Here is a 19,177-nt window from a genome sequence, read left to right as displayed (position 1 = left end):
CTCAGCGGTCCGCCAGCCGCCGGTCCAGCGCGGTGACGGCGTCCCGGAACGCCCGCCCGAGTCCGGGCCGCGCGGCCCGGAGCATCATCCGCAAGGGCGCCGGGCCGTCCGCCGCGAACGTCCACCGCACGCGCGTGCCCGTCCCGGCCGGGGCCAACCGCCACTCCTCGACCAGGGCGCGCAGGCCGGGTGCGTTGGTGGAGGCGACGGCGTAGGCGTACACCTCGGGGTTGCGCGCCGCAAGGACGTGCTCCACGAAGCGGATGCCGCCGCGCAGGGTGATGTCGCGGCCGGCTTCGGTGCCCTCGACGGGGCGGGCCCGGGTCACCGACGGGAACCACTGCGCCCAGCCGGGCACGTCGTCGGCCAGGGCGCTGAAGACCACCTCGGGCGGTGCGGAGATGTCGCGGGCGAAGACGAGCCGTACCGGAGCGCTCTCGACGAAGTCGAGCCCCTCCGGCCGCAGTTGGCGCAGCATGGACGCAACCCCCTTGGCGATGGCCTCGAGCGCCACCCTAGCTGTCTGCGGGGTCCTCCGGCTCTCCGGCGACGACCAGCCGCCGCAGTTGCTCCGACACCTCGGTCCGCGCCTCGACGGGCAGACCCCGGTCCGTCACCAGCGTGTCCACCTGGTGCAGCGCCGCGAACGAACTCAGCCCCACCACACCCCACTTGGTGTGGTCGGCGACCACCACGACCCGGCGCGCCGACTGCACCAGACGGCGGTTGGTCTCGGCCTCGGCGAGGTTCGGCGTCGACAGGCCGGCCTCCACCGATATGCCGTGCACCCCGAGGAAGAGCACATCGAAGTGGAGCGCCGCGATGGCCTGGTCGGCCACCGGCCCCACCAGCGAGTCGGACGGGGTGCGCACCCCGCCGGTCAGCACCACCGTGGCCGCGCCCTGCCGGGGGCCCGCGGTGCGCTGCGCGACATGGAAGACATCGGCCACCCGCACCGAGTTGGTGACGACGGTGAGGTCGGGCACGTCCACCAGCTGATGGGCCAGCGCGTACGTCGTCGTCCCCCCGGACAGCGCGATCGCCGCGCCCGGGGCGACCAGCTCGGCCGCGGCCCGCGCGATGTCCTCCTTGGCCGTCAGCTCCAGACCCGACTTGGCCTCGAAGCCCGGCTCGTGGGTGCTCGCCTCGACCACCGGCACCGCGCCGCCGTGCACCTTCTCCAGCACGCCCTGCCGGGCCAGCGCGTCGAGATCGCGGCGCACGGTCATGTCCGACACGCCGAGCTTGCGGGTGAGCTCATTGACCCGGACCCCGCCGCGGCGCCGGACCTCGTCCAGGATCAGGGCGCGCCGCTGCTCCGCGAGGAGGTTCTGATTCTCACTCACGTACGCTCCGGTTCCTTTCGCCAAAAGCCGTCTCACCCGCCGCGCCGCACCCGCTCCGACAAGCACATTCTCACCATTGGGGGGCCGCGGACGTCCCATCCTCGCACGCCGGGGCACGGCCCGCGCCACCGGCTGCCCGACGCGCGCATGTCACCCGCGCATCATCCGTTCCCCGTCTGGCACCCGGATCGGGGAGATTCCGTGACGAGGGGTGTGAGCCGCCCGCCGAGCGGCGATCCTGGTGCCCGCGGACACCGGCCGACGGCTCGTCACGGGGGAAGGGCGAACAGTGGAGCGTGCGCCAGACCATGCCTCGGCCGCCGCGGCGCGGCCCGAGCAAGCCGACATCGCCCTGGAACTCCTGGTCCACGGCGTCGGCGGCACCACACCCGCGGACATGCTCGGCGATCCCCGCACCCAGCGGATCACCGGCGACGACACCGCGGCCGTCTTCCGGCGCGCCGACGACGCCGACGCCGAGTCCCGCCCCGCCGACTACCGCGACCGGCCGGTCCCCGAGGCCTACGTCTGGTGCAACCTCACCTCCGGCCACGGCGCCCGCGCCCTGTGGCTGCTGCTGCTGCCCTTCATGGTGGTCAATCTCGCCCACTGGATGCGCCCCAGCGCCCGCGGCCGCATCCGCACGGTCCGCCTCTACGGCCTGCTCGTCCGCCTCGCCGCGCTGTCCCTGACGGTGCTGCTCGTCGCGGCTGCCTGCGAGGTGGCCCTCGATCTCACCGCCTGGCAGTGCGCGGGCACCCGCGCGTGCGCGCAGCGCCACTCCTGGCTGGACTTCCTGTCGCCCGAAGCCACCGACGCCGGCTGGTGGAGCCTGCCCGGCCGCCGCCTCGCCCTCGCCGCCCTGGTGCCGCTCGCCCTCACCGGCCTGCTCTGGTACCTCTCCCACCGCACCTGGAGCGCGTACGAGTCCCAGGAGCCGCCGGTCCGCGCGGGCGAACCCGACGAGGACACCGACCGCACCGCGCTGGGCCGCCCCGGCTTCTGGTACGGCCGCCGCCTGGTCGCCCGGCTGCGCGCCGCGCACACCGCGGCGGGCCTGCTCACGGTCGCCGCCGCGGCCGGTCTGCCGGCGGCCCGCTTCGACCACCGGCCCGGCGGCCCCGCCGCCCTGGACGCCCTCGGCCGCCTCATGGAAGCGTCCCTGCTGAGCGCGGCGGTCGTCGTGGTCTGGGTGGTGTGCCGCCGCGGCCGCAGCGAGCACCGCCTGGACCAGCGGCGCGACAACGCTCTGGTACGGCGCCTGCCGCTCGTCTCCCTCGCCCTGCTGGCCCTCACCCTGGTCTACGCCGCCTGGCAGCGTCCGCAGTGGACGTCCAGCGGCCGGCTCCCCGGCGACGCCACCTTCGGCGCCCTCGCCTTCGTCCAGGGACTGCTCGTCATCGCCCTCGCCGTCATCGCCTCCGTCCTGCACCGCACCCACCCCGACCCGAGGGCCGCACTGCGGGGCCTCGGCGGCCCGGCCGTCACCATGCTGGCCTGCGCCCTCGGCGGGGTGATGTCGGGCGGCGTCGCCCAGCGCGTGGCCGACTGGCTGGACGGCACGCGCGCCTCGATCCCCGGCCCGCCGGTCCTGCTGACCTGGCAGGCCTCCGTCATCCCGCCGCTGCTGATCCTGGTGCTCCTGCTGTGCGGCTGGCTCGCCCGGCACACCGTTCGGCTCGCGCGCGCCGAACTCGCCGCCGTGCGGCGCGACTACGGCGGCGAACCGCAGGACAGCACGCGCAGCCGCCGTATCGCCCGCACCCGCGCGCTGGCCTCCCTCACCGACCGGGGCCCGCTCCTGGTCGCCGTCGTCTCCACCGCGACCCTGCTGCTCGGCGCGGCAGCCCTGGTGGGCGCCCTCACCACCGACGAGACCCCGGCCGAGGCCACCGAACCCGCGCACCCCTTCGTGCAGGGCGCCGCCGAGACCGCCCAGGCCCTCGGATCCTGGCTGATCGGCCTCGGCTTCATACTGTTCGTCACCTGGGGCCGGCGTGCCTACAAGGACGCCTCCGCGCGGCGCACCATCGGCATCCTCTGGGACGTGGGCACCTTCTGGCCGCGCGCCGCCCACCCCTTCGCCCCGCCCTGCTACGCCGAGCGCGCGGTGCCCGATCTGACCTGGCGGATGGCCACCTGGACCCGGGCCACGGGCGGCCGCCTCGTGCTGTCCGGCCACTCCCAGGGCAGCGTCCTCGCCGCGTCCGCCGCCTGGCAGCTGCCCCCGGCCGTCCGCAAGCGCGTCGCCCTGCTGACCTACGGCTCGCCCCTGGAGCGCCTCTACGGCCGCTGGTTCCCCGCCCACTTCGGCCCGGCCGCGCTCAGCGCCCTGCACCAGGACGTCGACTGCTGGCGCAACCTCCACCGGCCCACCGACCCCATCGGCGGTCCCGTCCTGCTGTCCGGCGCCTGCGGCCCCGAGGTGGACCGCGACGCCCTGAAGGACCCCCTCGCCTTCGGCCGCACCGAACTGCACCCCCTGCCCGCGCCGGTCCTCGGCCACTCCGACTACCAGGCGGACCCGGCCTTCGCCGAGGAACGCGAACGGCTGCTGGCCCGGCTGCGCCCCCAGCTGCCCGCGCCCCGGGCTCAGGACGACTCGGGCAGGTCCTGCGGATAGAGCAGCGTCAGATCCTCCGTGCTGGGCTCCGCCACCTGGGCAACCCGCCCCGCGTGCCGCTCCACCATGGCCTCGAAGGTCTGCCGCGCGGTACGGCCGTTGCCGAACGCGGGCCCCTTGGGCAGCGCCGTGAAGTACGCCAGCAGCGCCTCGGCGGCGCCCGGCGCCAGCCGGTACTCGTGCTCCTCGGCCTGCTGCTCCACGATCCGCAGCAGTTCCCCGGGGCTGTAGTCGCAGAAGGTGATGGTCCGCGAGAAGCGGGAGGCCACCCCCGGGTTGACCGAAAGGAAGCGTTCCATCTCCGCCGTATAGCCCGCGACGATCACCACCACCGCGTCCCGGTGGTCCTCCATCAGCTTCACCAGGGTGTCGATGGCCTCCTTGCCGAAGTCCCGGCCGGAGTCCTCCGGCGACAGCGCGTAGGCCTCGTCGACGAACAGCACACCCCCGCGCGCCTTGTCGAAGGCCTCCTGGGTGCGGATCGCCGTGGAACCGATGTGCTCCCCGACCAGGTCGACCCGGGACACCTCGACGAGATGGCCCTTCTCCAGGACACCGAGGGAGGCCAGGATCTCGCCGTACAGCCGGGCGACCGTCGTCTTGCCGGTGCCGGGGGACCCCGTGAAGACCAGGTGCCGCTTGACGGAGGCGGCCTTCAGGCCCGCCTCCCGGCGGCGCCGGCCCACCTCGATCATGTCGGTGAGCGCCCGCACCTCGCGCTTGACGCTGTCCAGGCCGACCAGCGCGTCGAGTTCACCGAGGACGTCCTGAGAGGTCCGCGCGGGCCGCTCCGGCGCGGCCGGGGCGGCCGACGGGTCCTGGCCGGTGGCGCGCTGGCCGGGGATGGTGCCGAGCAGGCCCGGTGACTGGCTCGCGGTCTGCACGGCCGGCTCGCGGGGCGCGGCCGGGGAGCGCAGTCCCGCGCTCTCGTCGCTCGTGCAGTCCTCCACCACGGGCCCGGTCCCGGAGCCCGTGTCCGGGCCGGCGTCCGCGAACTCGTAGCCGCCGCGGGCGCAGCGCTCCGTACGGCACTTCCTGAGCGTCGTACGGCAGCCGTCGATCACATGGAAGCCGTACCCCGCGCTGTTGGTGACGCGGCAGTTCAGGAAGCTGCCCCGGCCGCCCGCCGACACATAGAAGCCTGCCTCGGCGGGGGAGTCGACCGTGCACCGCTCGATGGTGGGGTCGGCGCCCTTGGTGACGATGACGCCGGTCTGCACGCCGTCCAGCGCGCAGTTGGCGAGGGTGCCGCCGCTGCCGTGGTCGCGGAACCAGGCGCCCGTCGCCGCGTCCCGGATGCGGCAGTCGTCGAGCTGGGCGGTGGCGCCGTCGCTCACCGACACGGCGGTATTGCGCACCTGCGACAGGTCGCTGTCGACGACGTCCGCGCGGGAGCCGCGGTCGAGGACGAACAGGGCGTCCGGCACGTCGTGCACCCGGCACGAGTCCAGGACGGCGGTGGCGCCGTCACTGACCCAGACGGCCGGGTAGTCGCCGGTGCTGTCGAAGATCTCGCACTGGTTGGCGTCCACGCGGGTGCCCGGGTCCCACACCGACAGGCCGTTGCGCCCGAACTTCCGCACCGTCGTACGGGTCAGGGTGAGCACGGAACGGGAGCGCAGATCGACCGCGTTCTCCGGGATGTCGTGGATCCGGCAGTCGGCGAGGGTCAGCACGGCGTCGGTGTCGAGCGTGACCCCGTCGGCCGCGGTGCGGTGCACATCGCAGTCGGTGAGGTGCGCGGTGGCCCGGCCGGTGATCTGGACACCGCTGCCCCGCACCTCGTAGACCTCGCAACCGACCGCCTCCAGCGCGGAGTTCTCACCGGTCGCCGTCAGGCCCGCGCCGGCGTGGTGCACCCGGCAGCGCTCCAGCCGGGGGTGGCCGCCGCCGCGTACGGCGACACCGGACTGGCCGGCCGCGACGACCTCGCACTCCTCGAACACCCCGCCCCCGCCGTCGAGGACGGCGATGCCGATGCCCGCGGGGTTGTCGACGGTGCAGCGCCGCACGGTCGGCCGGGCACCGCCGCGCACCTCGATGCCGGCGGCGGAACGGGTGACGATCCGGATGTCGGCCAGCGCCGGCGCGCCCTCCTCGATCAGCAGGGCGGGCGCCGCCGAGTCCTGGCCCTCCACGTGCAGGTCCTGGATCACCGCCGAGGCCCGCACGGTCAGCGGCACACCGTCCGGCGGGGCGATCCGCACCGAGCCGGGGGAGCCCTCGGGGCCGCGCAGGGTCACCGGGCGCTGGACGACGAGGTTCTCCCGGTAGGTACCGGGCGCGATGGTGAGGACGTCACCGTCGGCCGCGGCCTGGAGCGCTGCGGCGAGCGATGCGTACTCACCCGTGCGGCGCCGCCACCGCGACGTGCCGGTGTGCGTCACCTGGACCGTGCCCTGTGCCATGGCGTTGTTGTGCCCCCACCTCGGTCGTACTGACGGCTCGTCGCCTTCGGGACGCGTCGGCGCGCCGGTGACCGGCCCGCGCGGATCTTCACCGAAGACTCGGCCGGTCCACCGTAGCGTGCGCGCAGTCCTCGGGTTGACCAGAGGCGGAACGCGGTCAGCTGCCGGCGCCGGTCCGGCCCCAGTCCGGTCCCGCCCGGTCCCAGGCCTGGTCCCAACGGGCGTACCGGCGGCGGACCATGCGCCGGACGATCAGCCGTCTGGAACTCTCGACGGCGCCTATGACCAGCAGAGCCGCGCCGAACCCGGCCAGCACGGCATGCGTGGTCGCCGTCGCGGAGTCCAGTGGGCGCGCGGCCACGCGGCCCTGACGGTCCGTCCACAGCGGGAAGCGGTCGCCCGGCCGCGGGTCGTCGATCCGCGTCGTGGCCGCGCCGTGCCGCTCGGTGCCGTCCGGCGCGGTCCAGTCGGCCAGCACCCGGGTGCGCACCTCCCGGCCCGAGGCGGCGGTCTCCGGGTCGGCGTCCAGCGGGGAGCCGCCCAGGGTGCCGGTGACGGTGGCCGTCACCTGGTGCCGGGAGGCCCGCTGTTCGCGTACCGACTCCCGCAGCGCCTCCTGCGCGAGGGCGCCGACCAGAACGCCGGCCACGGGGGCGAGGACGAGGAGGAGCAGCAGGGCGCACAGCGCGACCCAGGCCTCGGCAAGATCGGTCGCCCGGCGCAGCGGGTTGTGCCGCCAGCGCCAGAGCCCACTGATGGCCCGCACCGTCCCGCGCCCCCTTCCCGCTCCGTGACCACCCCCCGGCGGAGCCGCCCACGCGCGATCCCGGCCGAAGGGAGAGCGACATCGCCCGCGCCCGAACCTCTCATGAACTGCTCGCGAAAGGCTCAACGCGCAGGCTGCCGGGCATGGTTCCCGCCACCGCGGGTCAGGCGAGGATCTCCACCCGGTCCCCGGCCCGGATCGTGCCGCCGGTCAGCGGCACCAGGTTCTGCCCGAAGACGAGCTTGCCGCCGATGCGGCGATGGCGTCCGAGGGTGGGCAGCGGCTCCTTGCCGCGTCCCGCGGTGCCCTGGTCGGTGGTGGTGACGACGCACCGCCCGCACATCTTGGCGACCCGGAAGGTGACGTCGCCGATGGCGAGACGGGACCACTCGTCCTCGGCCCAGGCGGCGGTGCCGGACACGACGACGTTCGGCCGGAACCGGTTCATGGGCAGCGGGCCCTCGTCCGCGTGATCGCCCGCGGCGATCAGGGTGTTGAGGGCGTCGAGGGAGGAGGTCGAGGTGAGCAGCAGCGGGTAGCCGTCGGCGAAGCTGACGGTCTCACCGGGCAGCGCGTACTCCGGGTCGACGGGCCTGCGCGTCGCCGGGTCGTCCAGGTGCACCAGGCGCACGGCGACGCCGAGATAGGTGCTGCACCAGGCGTGCACGGCGTCGTCCTCGGCGGGCACCGCCTGGACCTTGTCGCGGAAGATCTCCACCGGGACGGTGGCGGCGGGCTTCGGCACCCGGACGGCCAGCGGCTCCATGCCGGGCGCGGACAGCCGAAGGCCGCCGCCGGGCAGAAGCTCGGCGGCGGCCAACGCGAGACGCGCTTGCTGGCGTTGTGTGACGACCTTTCCCCCGTCGTCGATCAGCATCCAGCGACGGTCACCGGCCAGCCCCCAGGGCTCCACCACGGCCTCCCGGGGCGCGGTGCCCCGGAACGCCTTGACCGGATGAACGTGTATCGACTCAAGTCGTGCATTCCCCATGGGGTCATCGTGCCAGGTGGCACGGACCGGCCGGGGAACGGCTCAGTAGCCGCGGTACTGCTGGTTGTTGTACGGGTCCTGGTACACCGGGGCCGCGGGCCGGGGTGCCGCCGGACGCATCGCCTCGTAACCCGTCGGGGCCGCTGGGCGCGGCTGCTGGGGCTGCGGACCCGGATAGCCGCGGGGCGCGGCCGCCTGCTGCGGGATGTACGCGGCGGGGGCCTGCTGGAGCGGCGCGGGCTGCTGGGCCTGCGGGTAGCCGTAGCCGTTGCCGTAGGACGGCTGGGAGGGTGCCGCCGGCAGGGCGGGCAGGGCCGAGGGGAGCGCGGGCAGATGGCTGCTGCTCGTGTCGTACGCGGCGGGGACCCGGATCGGGGCGATCTGCGGGGTGCCCCGCTCGGCCACGAGCGAGTCGTAGATCGGGGTGTCCGGGAAGGAGGCGGAGTAGTAGCCGCCACCATAAGTGGAGCGGGGGGAGGTCATGGCACATAAGTTAAGCCCACGATGTGCTGGTTGGGGAGACCGATAAGAGGGTTGATTTCCGTGTTGGCGGTGACGCGGGATCCCCAATGCGAGCGAACTTGCCAAAAAGGGACGCCATGCGGCACTCCGATCCGGTAAAGGCCAAGTTCCGAGGGGGTTACCGACGGTTGGCCGGCGATCTTCCCGGGTCCCTCCGGTGCCGCTTCCCCGCGCGCGGGGAATAGGTTGACCCTGTACGGAACCGAAGGAAACCGGCCGGGGCACGACCTGGCGCGCTGACACGTGATGGGGGCGGACATGTCAATGCCGAAGGGATCGAACGTTCCGGTGCCGACGACGGCGCTGCGCGTCGAACTGGGCTGGCGTTCCGGGCCCGGGGTGCCCGACGCCGACGCCTCGGCGCTGCTGCTGGTCGGCGGGAAGGTCCGCTCCGACGCGGACTTCGTCTTCTACAACCAGCCCGCGCACGCCTCGGGCGCGGTCCGGCACGAGGGCAAGCGGGACGCCGGGGGCCGGGTGACCGACACCCTCCTCGTCGACCTCGCGCGCGTGGAGCCCGCGATCGAGACCGTCATCCTCGCCGCCTCCTCCGACGGCGGCTCCTTCGGCCGGGTCCCCGATCTCGCCATCGAGGTCAAGGACGCCGCCCAGGGCACCTCGGTGGCCCGGTTCGACAGCGCCGGGGCCACCGTCGAAACGGCCTTCGTGCTCGGCGAGTTCTACCGCCGGCAGGGCGCGTGGAAGTTCCGCGCCGTCGGCCAGGGCTACGGCAGCGGCCTGGAGGGCCTGGCCGTCGACTACGGCATCACCGTGGACGAGCCGCAGCAGGCGGCACCCGCGACGCCCTCCGCCGCTCCGGCCGCTCCCGCCGCGAGGATGCCCTCCGCGCCCGCCATGCCGCCGACCGCCCCGTCCCCGCCCCAGGCGTCCCCGGTCAGTCTCAGCAAGGTGACGCTCACGAAGTCGGCCCCCTCGGTCTCGCTGACCAAGCAGGGCGGGACCTCGGGCGCCCTGCGGGTGAACCTCAACTGGCAGGTGCGCAAGCAGTTCTCGGGCTGGGCGAGCAAGCTGGGCCGACCGATCGCCATGCACAACGACCTCGACCTCGACCTGTGCGCCCTGTACGAGCTCACCGACGGCAGCAAGGGCGTCGTCCAGGCCCTCGGCAACGCCTACGGCTCGCTGCACCAGCCGCCGTACATCCACCTCGACGGCGACGACCGCACCGGGGCCGTCGCCACCGGTGAGAACCTCACCGTCAACCTGGACCAGCAGCGGGCCTTCCGGCGCATCCTGGTCTTCGTGACCATCTACGAGGGCGCGCGCTCCTTCGCCGACCTGAACGCCACGGTCACCCTCACGCCCCAGTTCGGCGCCCCGGTCGACTTCTCGCTCGACGAGTGCACGGTGCCCTCCACGGTGTGCGCGCTGGCGTTGATCACCAACACCGGCAGCGACCTCGTCGTCCAGCGCGAGGCCCGCTACCTGGTGCCCGAGCGAGGGGTGAGCCCGCAGCGGACCGTGGACTACGCGTACGGCTGGGGCATGAACTGGACGCCCGGCCGCAAGTAGTCACCCCTCCTCGGGCACCGCGTCCGGACGGGCGTAGGTACGGCCCTTCCAGGCCGCGCCGCGCCCCCGGTAGTGCTGCACCGCGGAGTCGACCGTCATCAGCAGGTACAGCAGCGCGGTGAACGGCAGCAGGGGAGCGAGCCACAGCGGCTGCCGGTAGTAGCGGAGCATCGGCACGTACGTCCCGGTCATCACCAGCCAGGCGAGCCCGCCGGCCGTCGCCGTCGCCGTGTCCCCCGCCGCGAGGGCGAGCGGGGGGACCAGGTAGACGAGCGCGAGCCCGGCGACCGTACCGACGAGCAGCAGCGGGCTGTGGCGCAGCTGCGCGTACGCGCTGCGGGAGACCATCCGCCACAGGTCGTGCAGCCGGGGGTACGGCCGCACGCTGTCCACCCCGTCGGCGAGGCCGAGCCAGATGTGCCCGCCGCTCCCCTTCACCGCCCGCGCCAGCGCCACGTCGTCGATCACGGCGTGCCGGATGGCGTCCGGGATCCGGGCCTGCTCGGCCGCGTCCGCGCGCAGCAGCACACACCCCCCGGCCGCGGCCGCCGTGCGGCTCCCCTTCCTCCCGATCCGGCGGAAGGGATACAACTGCGCGAAGAAGTAGACGAAGGCCGGGACCACCAGCCGCTCCCACATGCTCTCCACCCGCAGCCGGGCCATCTGCGAGACCACGTCGAAGCCGCCGGTCTCCGCGGCGGCGACGAGCCGGCGGAGGCTGTCGGGGGCGTGGGCGATGTCGGCGTCCGTCAGCAGCAGGTAGCGGGGGTCACGCGCGCGTGCCAGGCCGATGCCATGGCGCACCGCCCACAGCTTGCCGGTCCAGCCCGCGGGCGGTTCACCGGGGGAGTCCACGGTCAGCGGCAGACCCCCGTGTCGGTCGGCGAGCTCACGCGCCGAGCGCCCGGTGCCGTCGCGGCTGCCGTCGTCGACGAGGAAGATCTCGGCCCGCCCGGGATAGTCCTGGGCCAGCAGCGAAGGGAGGCTGTCGGGCAGGACCGCCGCCTCGTCGCGCGCCGGTACGACGACACACACGGACGGCCACGCGCGCGGTTCCCGCCGGGCCGGCAGCCGTACGTCGGTGCGCCAGAAGAAGCCCTGACACAGCAGCAGCCACAGCCAGACGGCGAGTGATCCGACGGCGATCCACACGAAGGCGCTCACCCGCGCAGTCTGCCCCACGCCACCGGCCCGCAAGGGCCCATCGACTATCGTGGCCGGGTGAAGATCGCGCTGATGGACTCCGGAATCGGCTTGCTCGCGGCCACCGCCGCGGTACGACGGCTGCGGCCCGACGCAGATCTCGTCCTCTCCCTCGACCCGGACGGCATGCCCTGGGGACCGAGGACCCCCGAGGACCTCACCCGGCGCGCCGTCGCCGTCGCCGAGGCCGCGGCAGCGCACCGGCCCGAGGCGCTGATCGTCGGCTGCAACACCGCGAGCGTGCACGCCCTGACCGCCCTGCGCGCCCGTCTCGAACCGGCCATTCCGGTGATCGGCACGGTCCCCGCGATCAAGCCCGCCGCGGCCGGCGGCGGCCCCTTCGCGATCTGGGCGACGCCCGCCACCACCGGCAGCCCCTACCAGCGCAACCTCATCAAGGACTTCGCCGACGGGGTGACGGTCACCGAGGTGCCCTGCTTCGGGCTCGCCGAGGCCGTGGAGCACGCGGACGAGGACGCCATCACCGCCGCCGTCGCCGCGGCCGCCGCCCTGACCCCCGACGACGTGACGACCGTCGTCCTCGGCTGCACCCACTACGAGCTGGTCGCCGAGCGCATCCGGGCCGCCGTCCAGCAGCCCGGCCGCCCGCCGCTCGTCCTGCGCGGCTCCGCCGAAGCGGTCGCCGCCCAGGCGCTGCGCCGGATCGGCGCGCAGCCCGCGCCCGGGGCCGACGCCGGCGGCACCGTCACCGTGCTGCTGAGCGGACGCGAGGGCGCCCTGCCCGAGCCCGCCCTGGCCTACGAGGAGGGCCGGCTGCTGCGGGCGGTCACCCCCACCCGGTGACCGGCGGCCCTCCGAAGGACGCCCACCCGGACCAGTCACCCTGCGCTACGAGGTAGCAGCGCAGCGAAACCTGAGTAACCTCATTGCCATGAGGGAGCACCCCCAGGCCGAGCACGCGCCGTACCCCGACGTCTGGACCGGACGCGCCACCAACCGCGTCCAGTGGCTGCTGGCGCTGATCGGCGCCGCCTGTATGGCGCTCGGCATCGAGCTGGCCGTCGAGTCGGCCTGGACCTCCGGCGTCGCCCCGCTCGCGATGGCCGTCGTCGGCTGCATCGCGGCGGGCCTGCTGGTGCTCTTCGGCACCCTGGCGTTCGTGCATGTCGCCCTGAAGGTCGACATGGAGTCACTCGAGGTGCGCTGCGGCCACATGGGTGTGCCGCGCCGCCGCATCCCGCTGTCGCAGGTCGCGGGCGCCGACTTCGCCCCGCTGGTCACCCCGCGCCACTGGGGCGGCTGGGGCTACCGCTGGCGGCCGGAGAAGGGCACCGCGGTCGTCGTACGGCGCGGTGAGGGCGTGGTGCTGCGGCTGTGGGACGGGCATACGTTCACGATCACCGTGGACGACGCCGAGGCCGCGGTCCGGTTCATCCGGGACCGGCTGCGCACGGGTACGCCCGGCACCGCGCACTGATCTCACGCGGGACCGGCTGCGCGCGGGTACGCCCGGCACCGCGCACTGCTCTCATGCCGCGGGGCGCGGGCGCGTCTCCGGCACGGCCGCGGGCGGCGCCTCGGGCAGCGGGCGGGCCGTGGCCACTCCGGCCAGCAGTCCCGCGCCCACCGACACCGTGGTGAAGCTGAGCGCGTTGCCCACGGCGGCGATCGCCGCGAGGCCGGTCAGCGCCGCGCCGGCGGTGAGGACGACCGGTGTCGGGCGGGGAGCGCGCCAGAGCGCGAACAGCATCCAGCCAAAGGCCGCCGCCAGCAGCACCACTCCGACGACCCCCTGCTCGGCCGCCTGCTGCAGGGGCGCCGAGTGCGGTTTGCCGTCGGACAGGAGGGTGCTGGTGGCGGTCGTGCTCAGCTCGCCGAAGCGGCCGGGCCCCACGCCCAGGGCGGCGTTCTGCCGGGCCAGTTCCAAGGCGTCGTGCCACAGGTCCAGGCGGTGTCCGGTCAGCTGGCCCTCCACCGACGCGGCGAACCCGTCCGGCACCGCCCGCCCGGCGACCGCCCAGGTCAGGCCGGTCACCACGGCCGTGGCCACGGCCAGTCCCGCGACCCCGACACCGCGGTGCCGCATCCGCCCGGCGGCGAGGGAGCACAACAGCACCAGGGAACAGACCACGAAGCCGGTGGTGGAGCCTAGGGCGGCCGCGGTCACCGCGATCCCGGCCGCCAGCAGGCGCAGGGCGAGCCGGGCGGGCGCGGTGGCGGCCCAGGCCGCGCAGCAGGCGGCGCCCGTGGACAGGGTGAGCAGGGCGGCCGTGGCACCGGCCTGGCCGAGCGGGGGCACGATCTCGGGATCCGGGCCCAGGTGCGGGAGGGTGACCGTCAGGGCGACTCCGGCCAGCGCGGCGGCGCCGGGGGCGGCGACGGGCAGCAGCGCTCCGCCGATCCGGCCCGCCGCGTAACCGGCGGCGACCGCCAGGATCGCGAGCAGCACACCTTCGGGCCGGCCGTCCTGGACGGTGGCCGTGACCAGGGACCAGGCGGCGCAGGCGCCGAGCACGACGACGCCCGCCGCGTCCAGAGCGTTGCGTCTTTCGCCGATGTCCCTGGCGCCCTCGGAACCGGCCGTAGACGTCATCCCCGTGGCACCCACCCCGACCCCCGCTACCCGGTCGCCCCCGAACCGTGACGAAACGTTCCGACATGGTGCTGACCGGCTCGAACGACATGTGCTCGGCACACGGTAACGGCTGATGGACGATTTGTGGACGTCTTGGGCAGGAGCGATGTGGCACACCGGGCCGCCGCCCCCAGGGCCGCGCTGTCGGCGGCCGGCCGGCCCGCCGTACACTCCCACAGTGACCGTCACCGCAACCCCCGTGGAGGAGTCGGACCAGGTGAAGCCGCTCGCGCCCGCCCCGTACCGGGTGTGGCTCGACCGCCTGCTCCCGCCTCTCACCGCGGCGCTCTCCGGAGTGCTGCTCTACGTCAGCTTCCCGCCGCGCACCCTGTGGTGGCTGGCCCTGCCGGCCTTCGCCGGCTTCGCCTGGGTGCTGCGCGGCCGCGGCTGGAAGGCGGCCCTCGGTCTCGGTTACCTCTTCGGTCTCGGCTTCCTGCTGCCGCTGCTGGTATGGACGGGCGTGGAGGTGGGCCCCGGCCCCTGGCTCGCGCTGGTCGTCATCGAGGCCGTCTTCGTCGCGCTGGTCGGCGCGGGCATCGCCGCGGTCTCCCGGCTGCCCGGCTCGCCCTTGTGGGCCGCGGCCCTGTGGGTCGCCGGGGAGGCGGCACGCGCGCGTGCGCCGTTCAGCGGATTCCCCTGGGGCAAGATCGCCTTCGGCCAGGCCGACGGCGTCTTCCTGCCGCTCGCCGCGGTGGGCGGCACCCCGGTGCTCGGCTTCGCGGTCGTCCTGTGCGGCTTCGGCCTGTACGACGTGGTCCGGCTCGCCGTGCGGCGGCGCACCGGGGCCGTCCGGCGGTCGGCCGCCGCCGTGGCCCTGCTGAGCGTCACGGTCCCCGTCGCCGGGGCGCTGGCCGCCCGGCCGCTGGTCAGCGACCGGGCCGAGGACGGCACGGTGACCGTGGCGGTCATCCAGGGCAACGTCCCGCGCGCGGGCCTCGACTTCAACTCCCAGCGCCGGGCCGTGCTCGACTACCACGCGCGGGAGACCGAGCGGCTGGCCGCCGAGGTCGAGGCGGGCAAGGCGGCCCAGCCCGACTTCGTGCTGTGGCCGGAGAACTCCTCCGACATCGACCCCTTCGCCAACGCCGACGCGCGCGCGGTCATCGACGCGGCGGCCAAGGCCGTCGGGGTGCCGATCTCGGTCGGCGGCGTGGTGAAGCGGGACGGCAAGCTGCTCAACGAGCAGATCCTGTGGGACCCCGTCGAGGGCCCGCTCCAGACCTACGACAAGCGGCAGATCCAGCCGTTCGGCGAGTACCTTCCGCTGCGGTCGATGATCGGGGCGATCAACTCCGAGTGGACGTCCATGGTCCGTCAGGACTTCAGCCGGGGCAGCGAGCCGGGTGTGTTCAGCATCGGCGGCACCGAGGTGGGCCTGGCCACCTGCTACGAGGCGGCGTTCGACTGGGCGGTGCGCGACACCGTCACCGCCGGCGCCCAGCTGATCTCCGTGCCGAGCAACAACGCCACCTTCGACCGCAGCGAGATGACCTACCAGCAGCTCGCCATGTCCCGGGTGCGGGCCGTCGAGCACAGCCGGACCGTCACCGTCCCGGTGACCAGCGGCGTCAGCGCGATCATCATGCCGGACGGCACCATCACCCAGCGGACCGGCATGTTCGTGGCCGACTCCCTGGTGCAGGAGGTACCGCTGCGCTCCTCCGAGACGCCCGCCACCCGCCTCGGCATCCTGCCGGAGATCGCCCTGGTGCTGGTCGCCGCGGGCGGACTCGGCTGGGCGATCGGCGCCGGAGCGCGCACGAGGCGGACCGCACCGGCCCGTTAGGGTCGAGGGCATGCCGACACCTGACTTCATCCGCACGATCCGGGCCACCGCGGGCCACCAGCTCCTGTGGTTGCCGGGCGTCAGCGCCGTGGTCTTCGACGACGCCGGGCGGGTCCTGCTGGGGCAGCGCGCGGACAACGGCAAGTGGACGGTGATCTCGGGCATCCCGGACCCCGGTGAGCAGCCCGCGACAGCCGCCGTGCGGGAGGTGTACGAGGAGACCGGGGTGCGCTGCGTCGTCGAGCGGGTCGTGCTCGTCCGCGCCGGGAAGGAAGTCGCCTACCCCAACGGCGACCGATGCCAGTTCATGGACATCACCTTCCGCTGCCGGGCGGTCGGCGGCGAGGCGCGCGTGAACGACGACGAGTCCCTGGACGTCGGCTGGTACGAGGTGGACGCGCTGCCCCCGATGGGCGAACGCCAGCTGTTCCGCATCAAACAGGCCCTGTCCGACGAACCCACATGGTTCGAACCCACGACTTCCGAATGAAGTATGGGTTCTGACCACATGGGGCGGGACGGGAGCGCTGCCTAGGGTCGGGGCATGACCGCGTCCCACGCCCGCCCGGCGCCCCCCGCTCCCTCGCTCGACCTCGGCGGCCGCACCGCCCTTGTCACCGGCGCCGCCGGAGGCATCGGCCGCGCCTGCGCCCTGCGGCTCGCGGCCGCCGGGGCCAAGGTCAGAGCGGTCGACCGGGACGCCGCGGGCCTGGAGGCGCTCGCCGAGCAGTGCCGGGGCCTCGCGGGCACCGTCGAACCCCACCTGCTCGACCTGACCGACCTGGACGCCGCCGAACTCGTCGCCGCCGGCACCGACGTCCTCGTCAACAACGCCGGACTGCAACTGGTGCGGCCCCTGGAGGAGTTCCCGCCCGACGTCTTCCACACGGTGCTCACCGTGATGCTGGAGGCGCCCTTCCGGCTCATCCGCGGCGCCCTGCCCCATATGTACGGCCAGGGGTGGGGCCGCATCGTCAACATCTCCTCGGTGCACGGCCTGCGCGCCTCCGCCTACAAGGCGGCCTATGTGTCCGCCAAGCACGGTCTGGAGGGCCTCTCCAAGACCGCCGCCCTGGAGGGCGCGCCCCATGGCGTCACCTCGAACTGTGTGTGCCCCTCCTATGTGCGCACCCCCCTGGTCGAGCAGCAGGTCGCCGACCAGGCCCGGGCGCACGGGATCCCCGAGGAGCGCGTCCTGACCGACGTCATGCTCCAGGACAGTGCGCTCAAGCGGCTCATCGAACCGGACGAGGTCGCCGAGGCGGTGGCGTATCTGTGCAGTCCCCAGGCGTCCTTCGTGACCGGCACGTCCCTCGTCCTGGACGGCGGCTGGACGGCGCACTGAGCGGTCGTGGGACGCGGGTTGTCCACAGGGACTGACCCGGTGGTGGTGCGATGAGGAATCCTGTGAGCATGTCCCGCGATCACGTGCAGTCCGAGGAGCGCGCCGCCGGCCCCGCGCCGGACGGCGGTGCCGAGGCGCCGTTCCTGGAGCTGTTGGCCCGAGGCGCCTCGGCCGACGCCTACGAGCAGCCGGTGCTGCTCGCCCGCGCCGAGGGACAGCCCGCCGAGCGGATCGCCGCGCTGGAGGCGGCCAAGCTGCTCGCGCTGCGCGTCCGCTCGGAGCTGGAGGGGCGGCGCCGCCGCGAGGCCGAGCTGTCCGCGCTGTTCGAGACCGCCCACGACCTCGCGGGACTGCGGGACCTGGACGCCGTGCTCCAGGCGATCGTGCAGCGCGCCCGGTCGCTGCTCGGCACCGATGTCGCCTACCTCAGCCTCAACGACCCCCAGCGCGGCGACACCTACATGCGCGTCACCGAGGGCTCGGTCGCCGCCCGCTTCCAGCAGCTGCGCCTCGGCATGGGGGAGGGGCTCGGCGGCCTCGTCGCCCAGACGGCCCGCCCGTACGTCACCGACGACTACTTGCAGGACGACCGGTTCCGGCACACCCTCAGCATCGACTCCGGGGTCCGGGACGAGGGCCTGGTGGCGATCTGCGGGGTGCCGCTGATGCTGGGGCCGCACGTCATCGGCGTGCTGTTCGCGGCGGACCGGCGGGCCCGGGTCTTCGAGCGGGAGCAGATCGCGCTGCTGGGCTCCTTCGCCGCCCTGGCCGCGGCCGCCATCGACACCGCCAACCTGCTCACCGAGACCCGCTCGGCCCTCGCCGGTCTGGAGCGGGCCAACGAGATCATCCGGGACCGCAGCGCGGTCATCGAGCGCGCCTCCGACGTGCACGACCGGCTCGCCGAACTCGTGCTGCGCGGCGGCGGGGTGCACGACGTGGCCGCGGCGGTCTCCGAAGTCCTCGACGGGACCGTGGAGTTCACCGAGAGCGCGCCCGCCCGCGCGCTGGAGTCCTCCCGCGCGGAAGGACACGCCGTACGGCACCAGGACGACTGGATCGCCGCCGTGTCCGCGGGCGGTGAACTGCTCGGCGCGCTCGTGCTGCGCGGCCATCCCGGGCTCGACCCCGTCGACCAGCGCACCCTGGAGCGCGCCGCCATGGTCACCTCGCTGCTGCTGCTCGCCCGGCGCTCGGCCGCCGAGGCCGAACAGCGGGTGCGCGGCGAGCTGCTGGACGACCTGCTGGACGGCCGCGACCGCGATCCGCGCCTGCTGCGCGAGCGCGCCACCCGGCTCGACGCCGACCTGGACGCCACCCATGTGGTGCTCGCCGCCCGCCTCGACGGCGCCGCCGCCGACGCCGACCAGGAGGCCGCGGCCCGCCGGCGCCTGTGGTCCGCCGCCTCCCACCTCGCCGCGACCCGGCACGGCCTCGCCGCGGCCCGCGACGGCGGCACCGTCCTGCTGCTGCCCCTGGAAACCGGCGACACCGCCACCGGCCTGGCCCGCCGCACCGCCCACCACCTGGGCACCGCCGTCCACGAGCCGGTCACCGTCGGGGCCTCCGCCCCGCTGCGGGACCTCGCCACCAACCCGGACGCCGTGGCCGCCGCCTACGAGGAGGGTCGCCGCTGCCTCGACGCCCTCCGGCTGCTCGGCCGCCGCGGAGACGGCGCCGCCGCCGAGGACTTCGGCTTCGTCGGACTGCTGCTCTCCGGCGACCGGGACATCACCGGCTTCGTCGACCGCACCATCGGCCAGGTCGTGGCCTACGACGCACGGCGCGGCACCGACCTGGTCCGCACCCTCGACGCCTACTTCGCCAGCGGGATGAGCCCCGCCCGCACCAAGGACGACCTGCACGTCCATGTGAACACCGTCGCCCAGCGTCTGGAACGCATCGGGCGCCTCCTCGGCGACGACTGGCAGACCCCGGCCCGCGCGCTGGAGATCCAGATGGCACTGCGGCTGCACCGGCTGACGCGGTAAGCGGCCCGAGGACATGGCCCGGCCCCCGACCGGCATCCCGGTCGGGGGCTGAGAGGTGGGGTCGGCG

16 protein-coding genes are annotated in these 19,177 nt (G+C 74.3%); 8 read left to right on the top strand and 8 right to left on the bottom strand.

The window, feature by feature from the left end; all coding sequences use genetic code 11:
* Position 1 precedes the first annotated feature (1 nt).
* Complete coding sequence (locus ACWD11_RS19995; RefSeq protein ID WP_451284625.1) at positions 2 to 478, bottom strand: SRPBCC family protein; 477 nt, start codon at positions 476 to 478, stop codon at positions 2 to 4.
* A gap of 37 nt (positions 479 to 515) precedes the next feature.
* Complete coding sequence (locus ACWD11_RS19990) at positions 516 to 1,346, bottom strand: DeoR/GlpR family DNA-binding transcription regulator (RefSeq protein ID WP_389417820.1); 831 nt, start codon at positions 1,344 to 1,346, stop codon at positions 516 to 518.
* Positions 1,347 to 1,635: 289 nt separating this feature from the next.
* On the opposite strand from ACWD11_RS19990, the gene ACWD11_RS19985 reads away from it, so the two are divergent.
* A complete protein-coding gene (locus ACWD11_RS19985) occupies positions 1,636 to 3,969 on the top strand; it encodes a hypothetical protein (RefSeq protein WP_389417821.1) in 2,334 nt (777 codons plus the stop codon).
* Here ACWD11_RS19985 and ACWD11_RS19980 read toward each other — a convergent pair.
* The 4 genes from ACWD11_RS19980 to ACWD11_RS19965 form a co-directional block, all read right to left on the bottom strand.
* On the bottom strand, positions 3,939 to 6,377 hold the full coding sequence (locus tag ACWD11_RS19980) for a right-handed parallel beta-helix repeat-containing protein (protein WP_451284455.1): 2,439 nt from the start codon (positions 6,375 to 6,377) through the stop codon (positions 3,939 to 3,941). The two genes, ACWD11_RS19985 and ACWD11_RS19980, sit on opposite strands and share 31 nt — an antisense overlap.
* Before the next feature lie 157 nt (positions 6,378 to 6,534).
* Positions 6,535 to 7,143, bottom strand: coding sequence for an Rv1733c family protein (locus ACWD11_RS19975; protein ID WP_451284453.1), 609 nt, complete (start codon positions 7,141 to 7,143; stop codon positions 6,535 to 6,537).
* Between the two features lie 163 nt (positions 7,144 to 7,306).
* The gene (locus tag ACWD11_RS19970) at positions 7,307 to 8,134 is read right to left on the bottom strand and encodes an MOSC domain-containing protein (protein WP_451284451.1); all 828 of its coding nucleotides are present in this window, start codon (positions 8,132 to 8,134) and stop codon (positions 7,307 to 7,309) included.
* Positions 8,135 to 8,176: 42 nt separating this feature from the next.
* A complete protein-coding gene (locus ACWD11_RS19965; RefSeq protein ID WP_389417825.1) occupies positions 8,177 to 8,617 on the bottom strand; it encodes a DUF6643 family protein in 441 nt (146 codons plus the stop codon).
* Positions 8,618 to 8,920: 303 nt separating this feature from the next.
* Between ACWD11_RS19965 and ACWD11_RS19960 the strand changes: the two genes are divergently transcribed.
* The gene (locus ACWD11_RS19960) at positions 8,921 to 10,189 is read left to right on the top strand and encodes a TerD family protein (protein ID WP_451284623.1); all 1,269 of its coding nucleotides are present in this window, start codon (positions 8,921 to 8,923) and stop codon (positions 10,187 to 10,189) included.
* On the opposite strand, the gene ACWD11_RS19955 is transcribed toward ACWD11_RS19960, so the two are convergent.
* A complete protein-coding gene (locus ACWD11_RS19955; RefSeq protein ID WP_451284449.1) occupies positions 10,190 to 11,353 on the bottom strand; it encodes a glycosyltransferase in 1,164 nt (387 codons plus the stop codon).
* A gap of 57 nt (positions 11,354 to 11,410) precedes the next feature.
* On the opposite strand from ACWD11_RS19955, the gene ACWD11_RS19950 reads away from it, so the two are divergent.
* Positions 11,411 to 12,196, top strand: coding sequence for a glutamate racemase (locus ACWD11_RS19950; RefSeq protein WP_389417827.1), 786 nt, complete (start codon positions 11,411 to 11,413; stop codon positions 12,194 to 12,196).
* A gap of 88 nt (positions 12,197 to 12,284) precedes the next feature.
* Complete coding sequence (locus ACWD11_RS19945; RefSeq protein ID WP_389417828.1) at positions 12,285 to 12,830, top strand: hypothetical protein; 546 nt, start codon at positions 12,285 to 12,287, stop codon at positions 12,828 to 12,830.
* Positions 12,831 to 12,881: 51 nt separating this feature from the next.
* Here ACWD11_RS19945 and ACWD11_RS19940 read toward each other — a convergent pair whose 3' ends face one another.
* Positions 12,882 to 13,946 carry an O-antigen ligase family protein gene (locus ACWD11_RS19940; protein ID WP_451284446.1) on the bottom strand — a complete coding sequence of 355 codons (1,065 nt, stop codon included), beginning with the start codon at positions 13,944 to 13,946 and terminating at the stop codon, positions 12,882 to 12,884.
* A 220-nt stretch (positions 13,947 to 14,166) separates the two neighbouring features.
* Here ACWD11_RS19940 and lnt point away from each other — a divergent pair, with 220 nt between their 5' ends.
* The 4 genes from lnt (at position 14,167) to ACWD11_RS19920 (ending at position 19,110) form a co-directional block, all read left to right on the top strand.
* On the top strand, positions 14,167 to 15,774 hold the full coding sequence (gene lnt / locus ACWD11_RS19935) for an apolipoprotein N-acyltransferase (RefSeq protein ID WP_451284444.1): 1,608 nt from the start codon (positions 14,167 to 14,169) through the stop codon (positions 15,772 to 15,774).
* A 10-nt stretch (positions 15,775 to 15,784) separates the two neighbouring features.
* The gene (locus ACWD11_RS19930) at positions 15,785 to 16,264 is read left to right on the top strand and encodes an NUDIX hydrolase (protein ID WP_389417831.1); all 480 of its coding nucleotides are present in this window, start codon (positions 15,785 to 15,787) and stop codon (positions 16,262 to 16,264) included.
* Between the two features lie 54 nt (positions 16,265 to 16,318).
* On the top strand, positions 16,319 to 17,119 hold the full coding sequence (locus ACWD11_RS19925; protein WP_451284441.1) for a 3-hydroxybutyrate dehydrogenase: 801 nt from the start codon (positions 16,319 to 16,321) through the stop codon (positions 17,117 to 17,119).
* 68 nt (positions 17,120 to 17,187) lie between these two features.
* On the top strand, positions 17,188 to 19,110 hold the full coding sequence (locus ACWD11_RS19920; protein WP_451284439.1) for a helix-turn-helix domain-containing protein: 1,923 nt from the start codon (positions 17,188 to 17,190) through the stop codon (positions 19,108 to 19,110).
* Positions 19,111 to 19,177: the final 67 nt, after the last annotated feature.

The sequence above is a fragment of the Streptomyces sp. NPDC002776 genome, from assembly GCF_053592195.1.
Note: the sequence above shows the minus strand (reverse complement) of the source record. Positions and strands in the feature narration are given on the sequence as shown.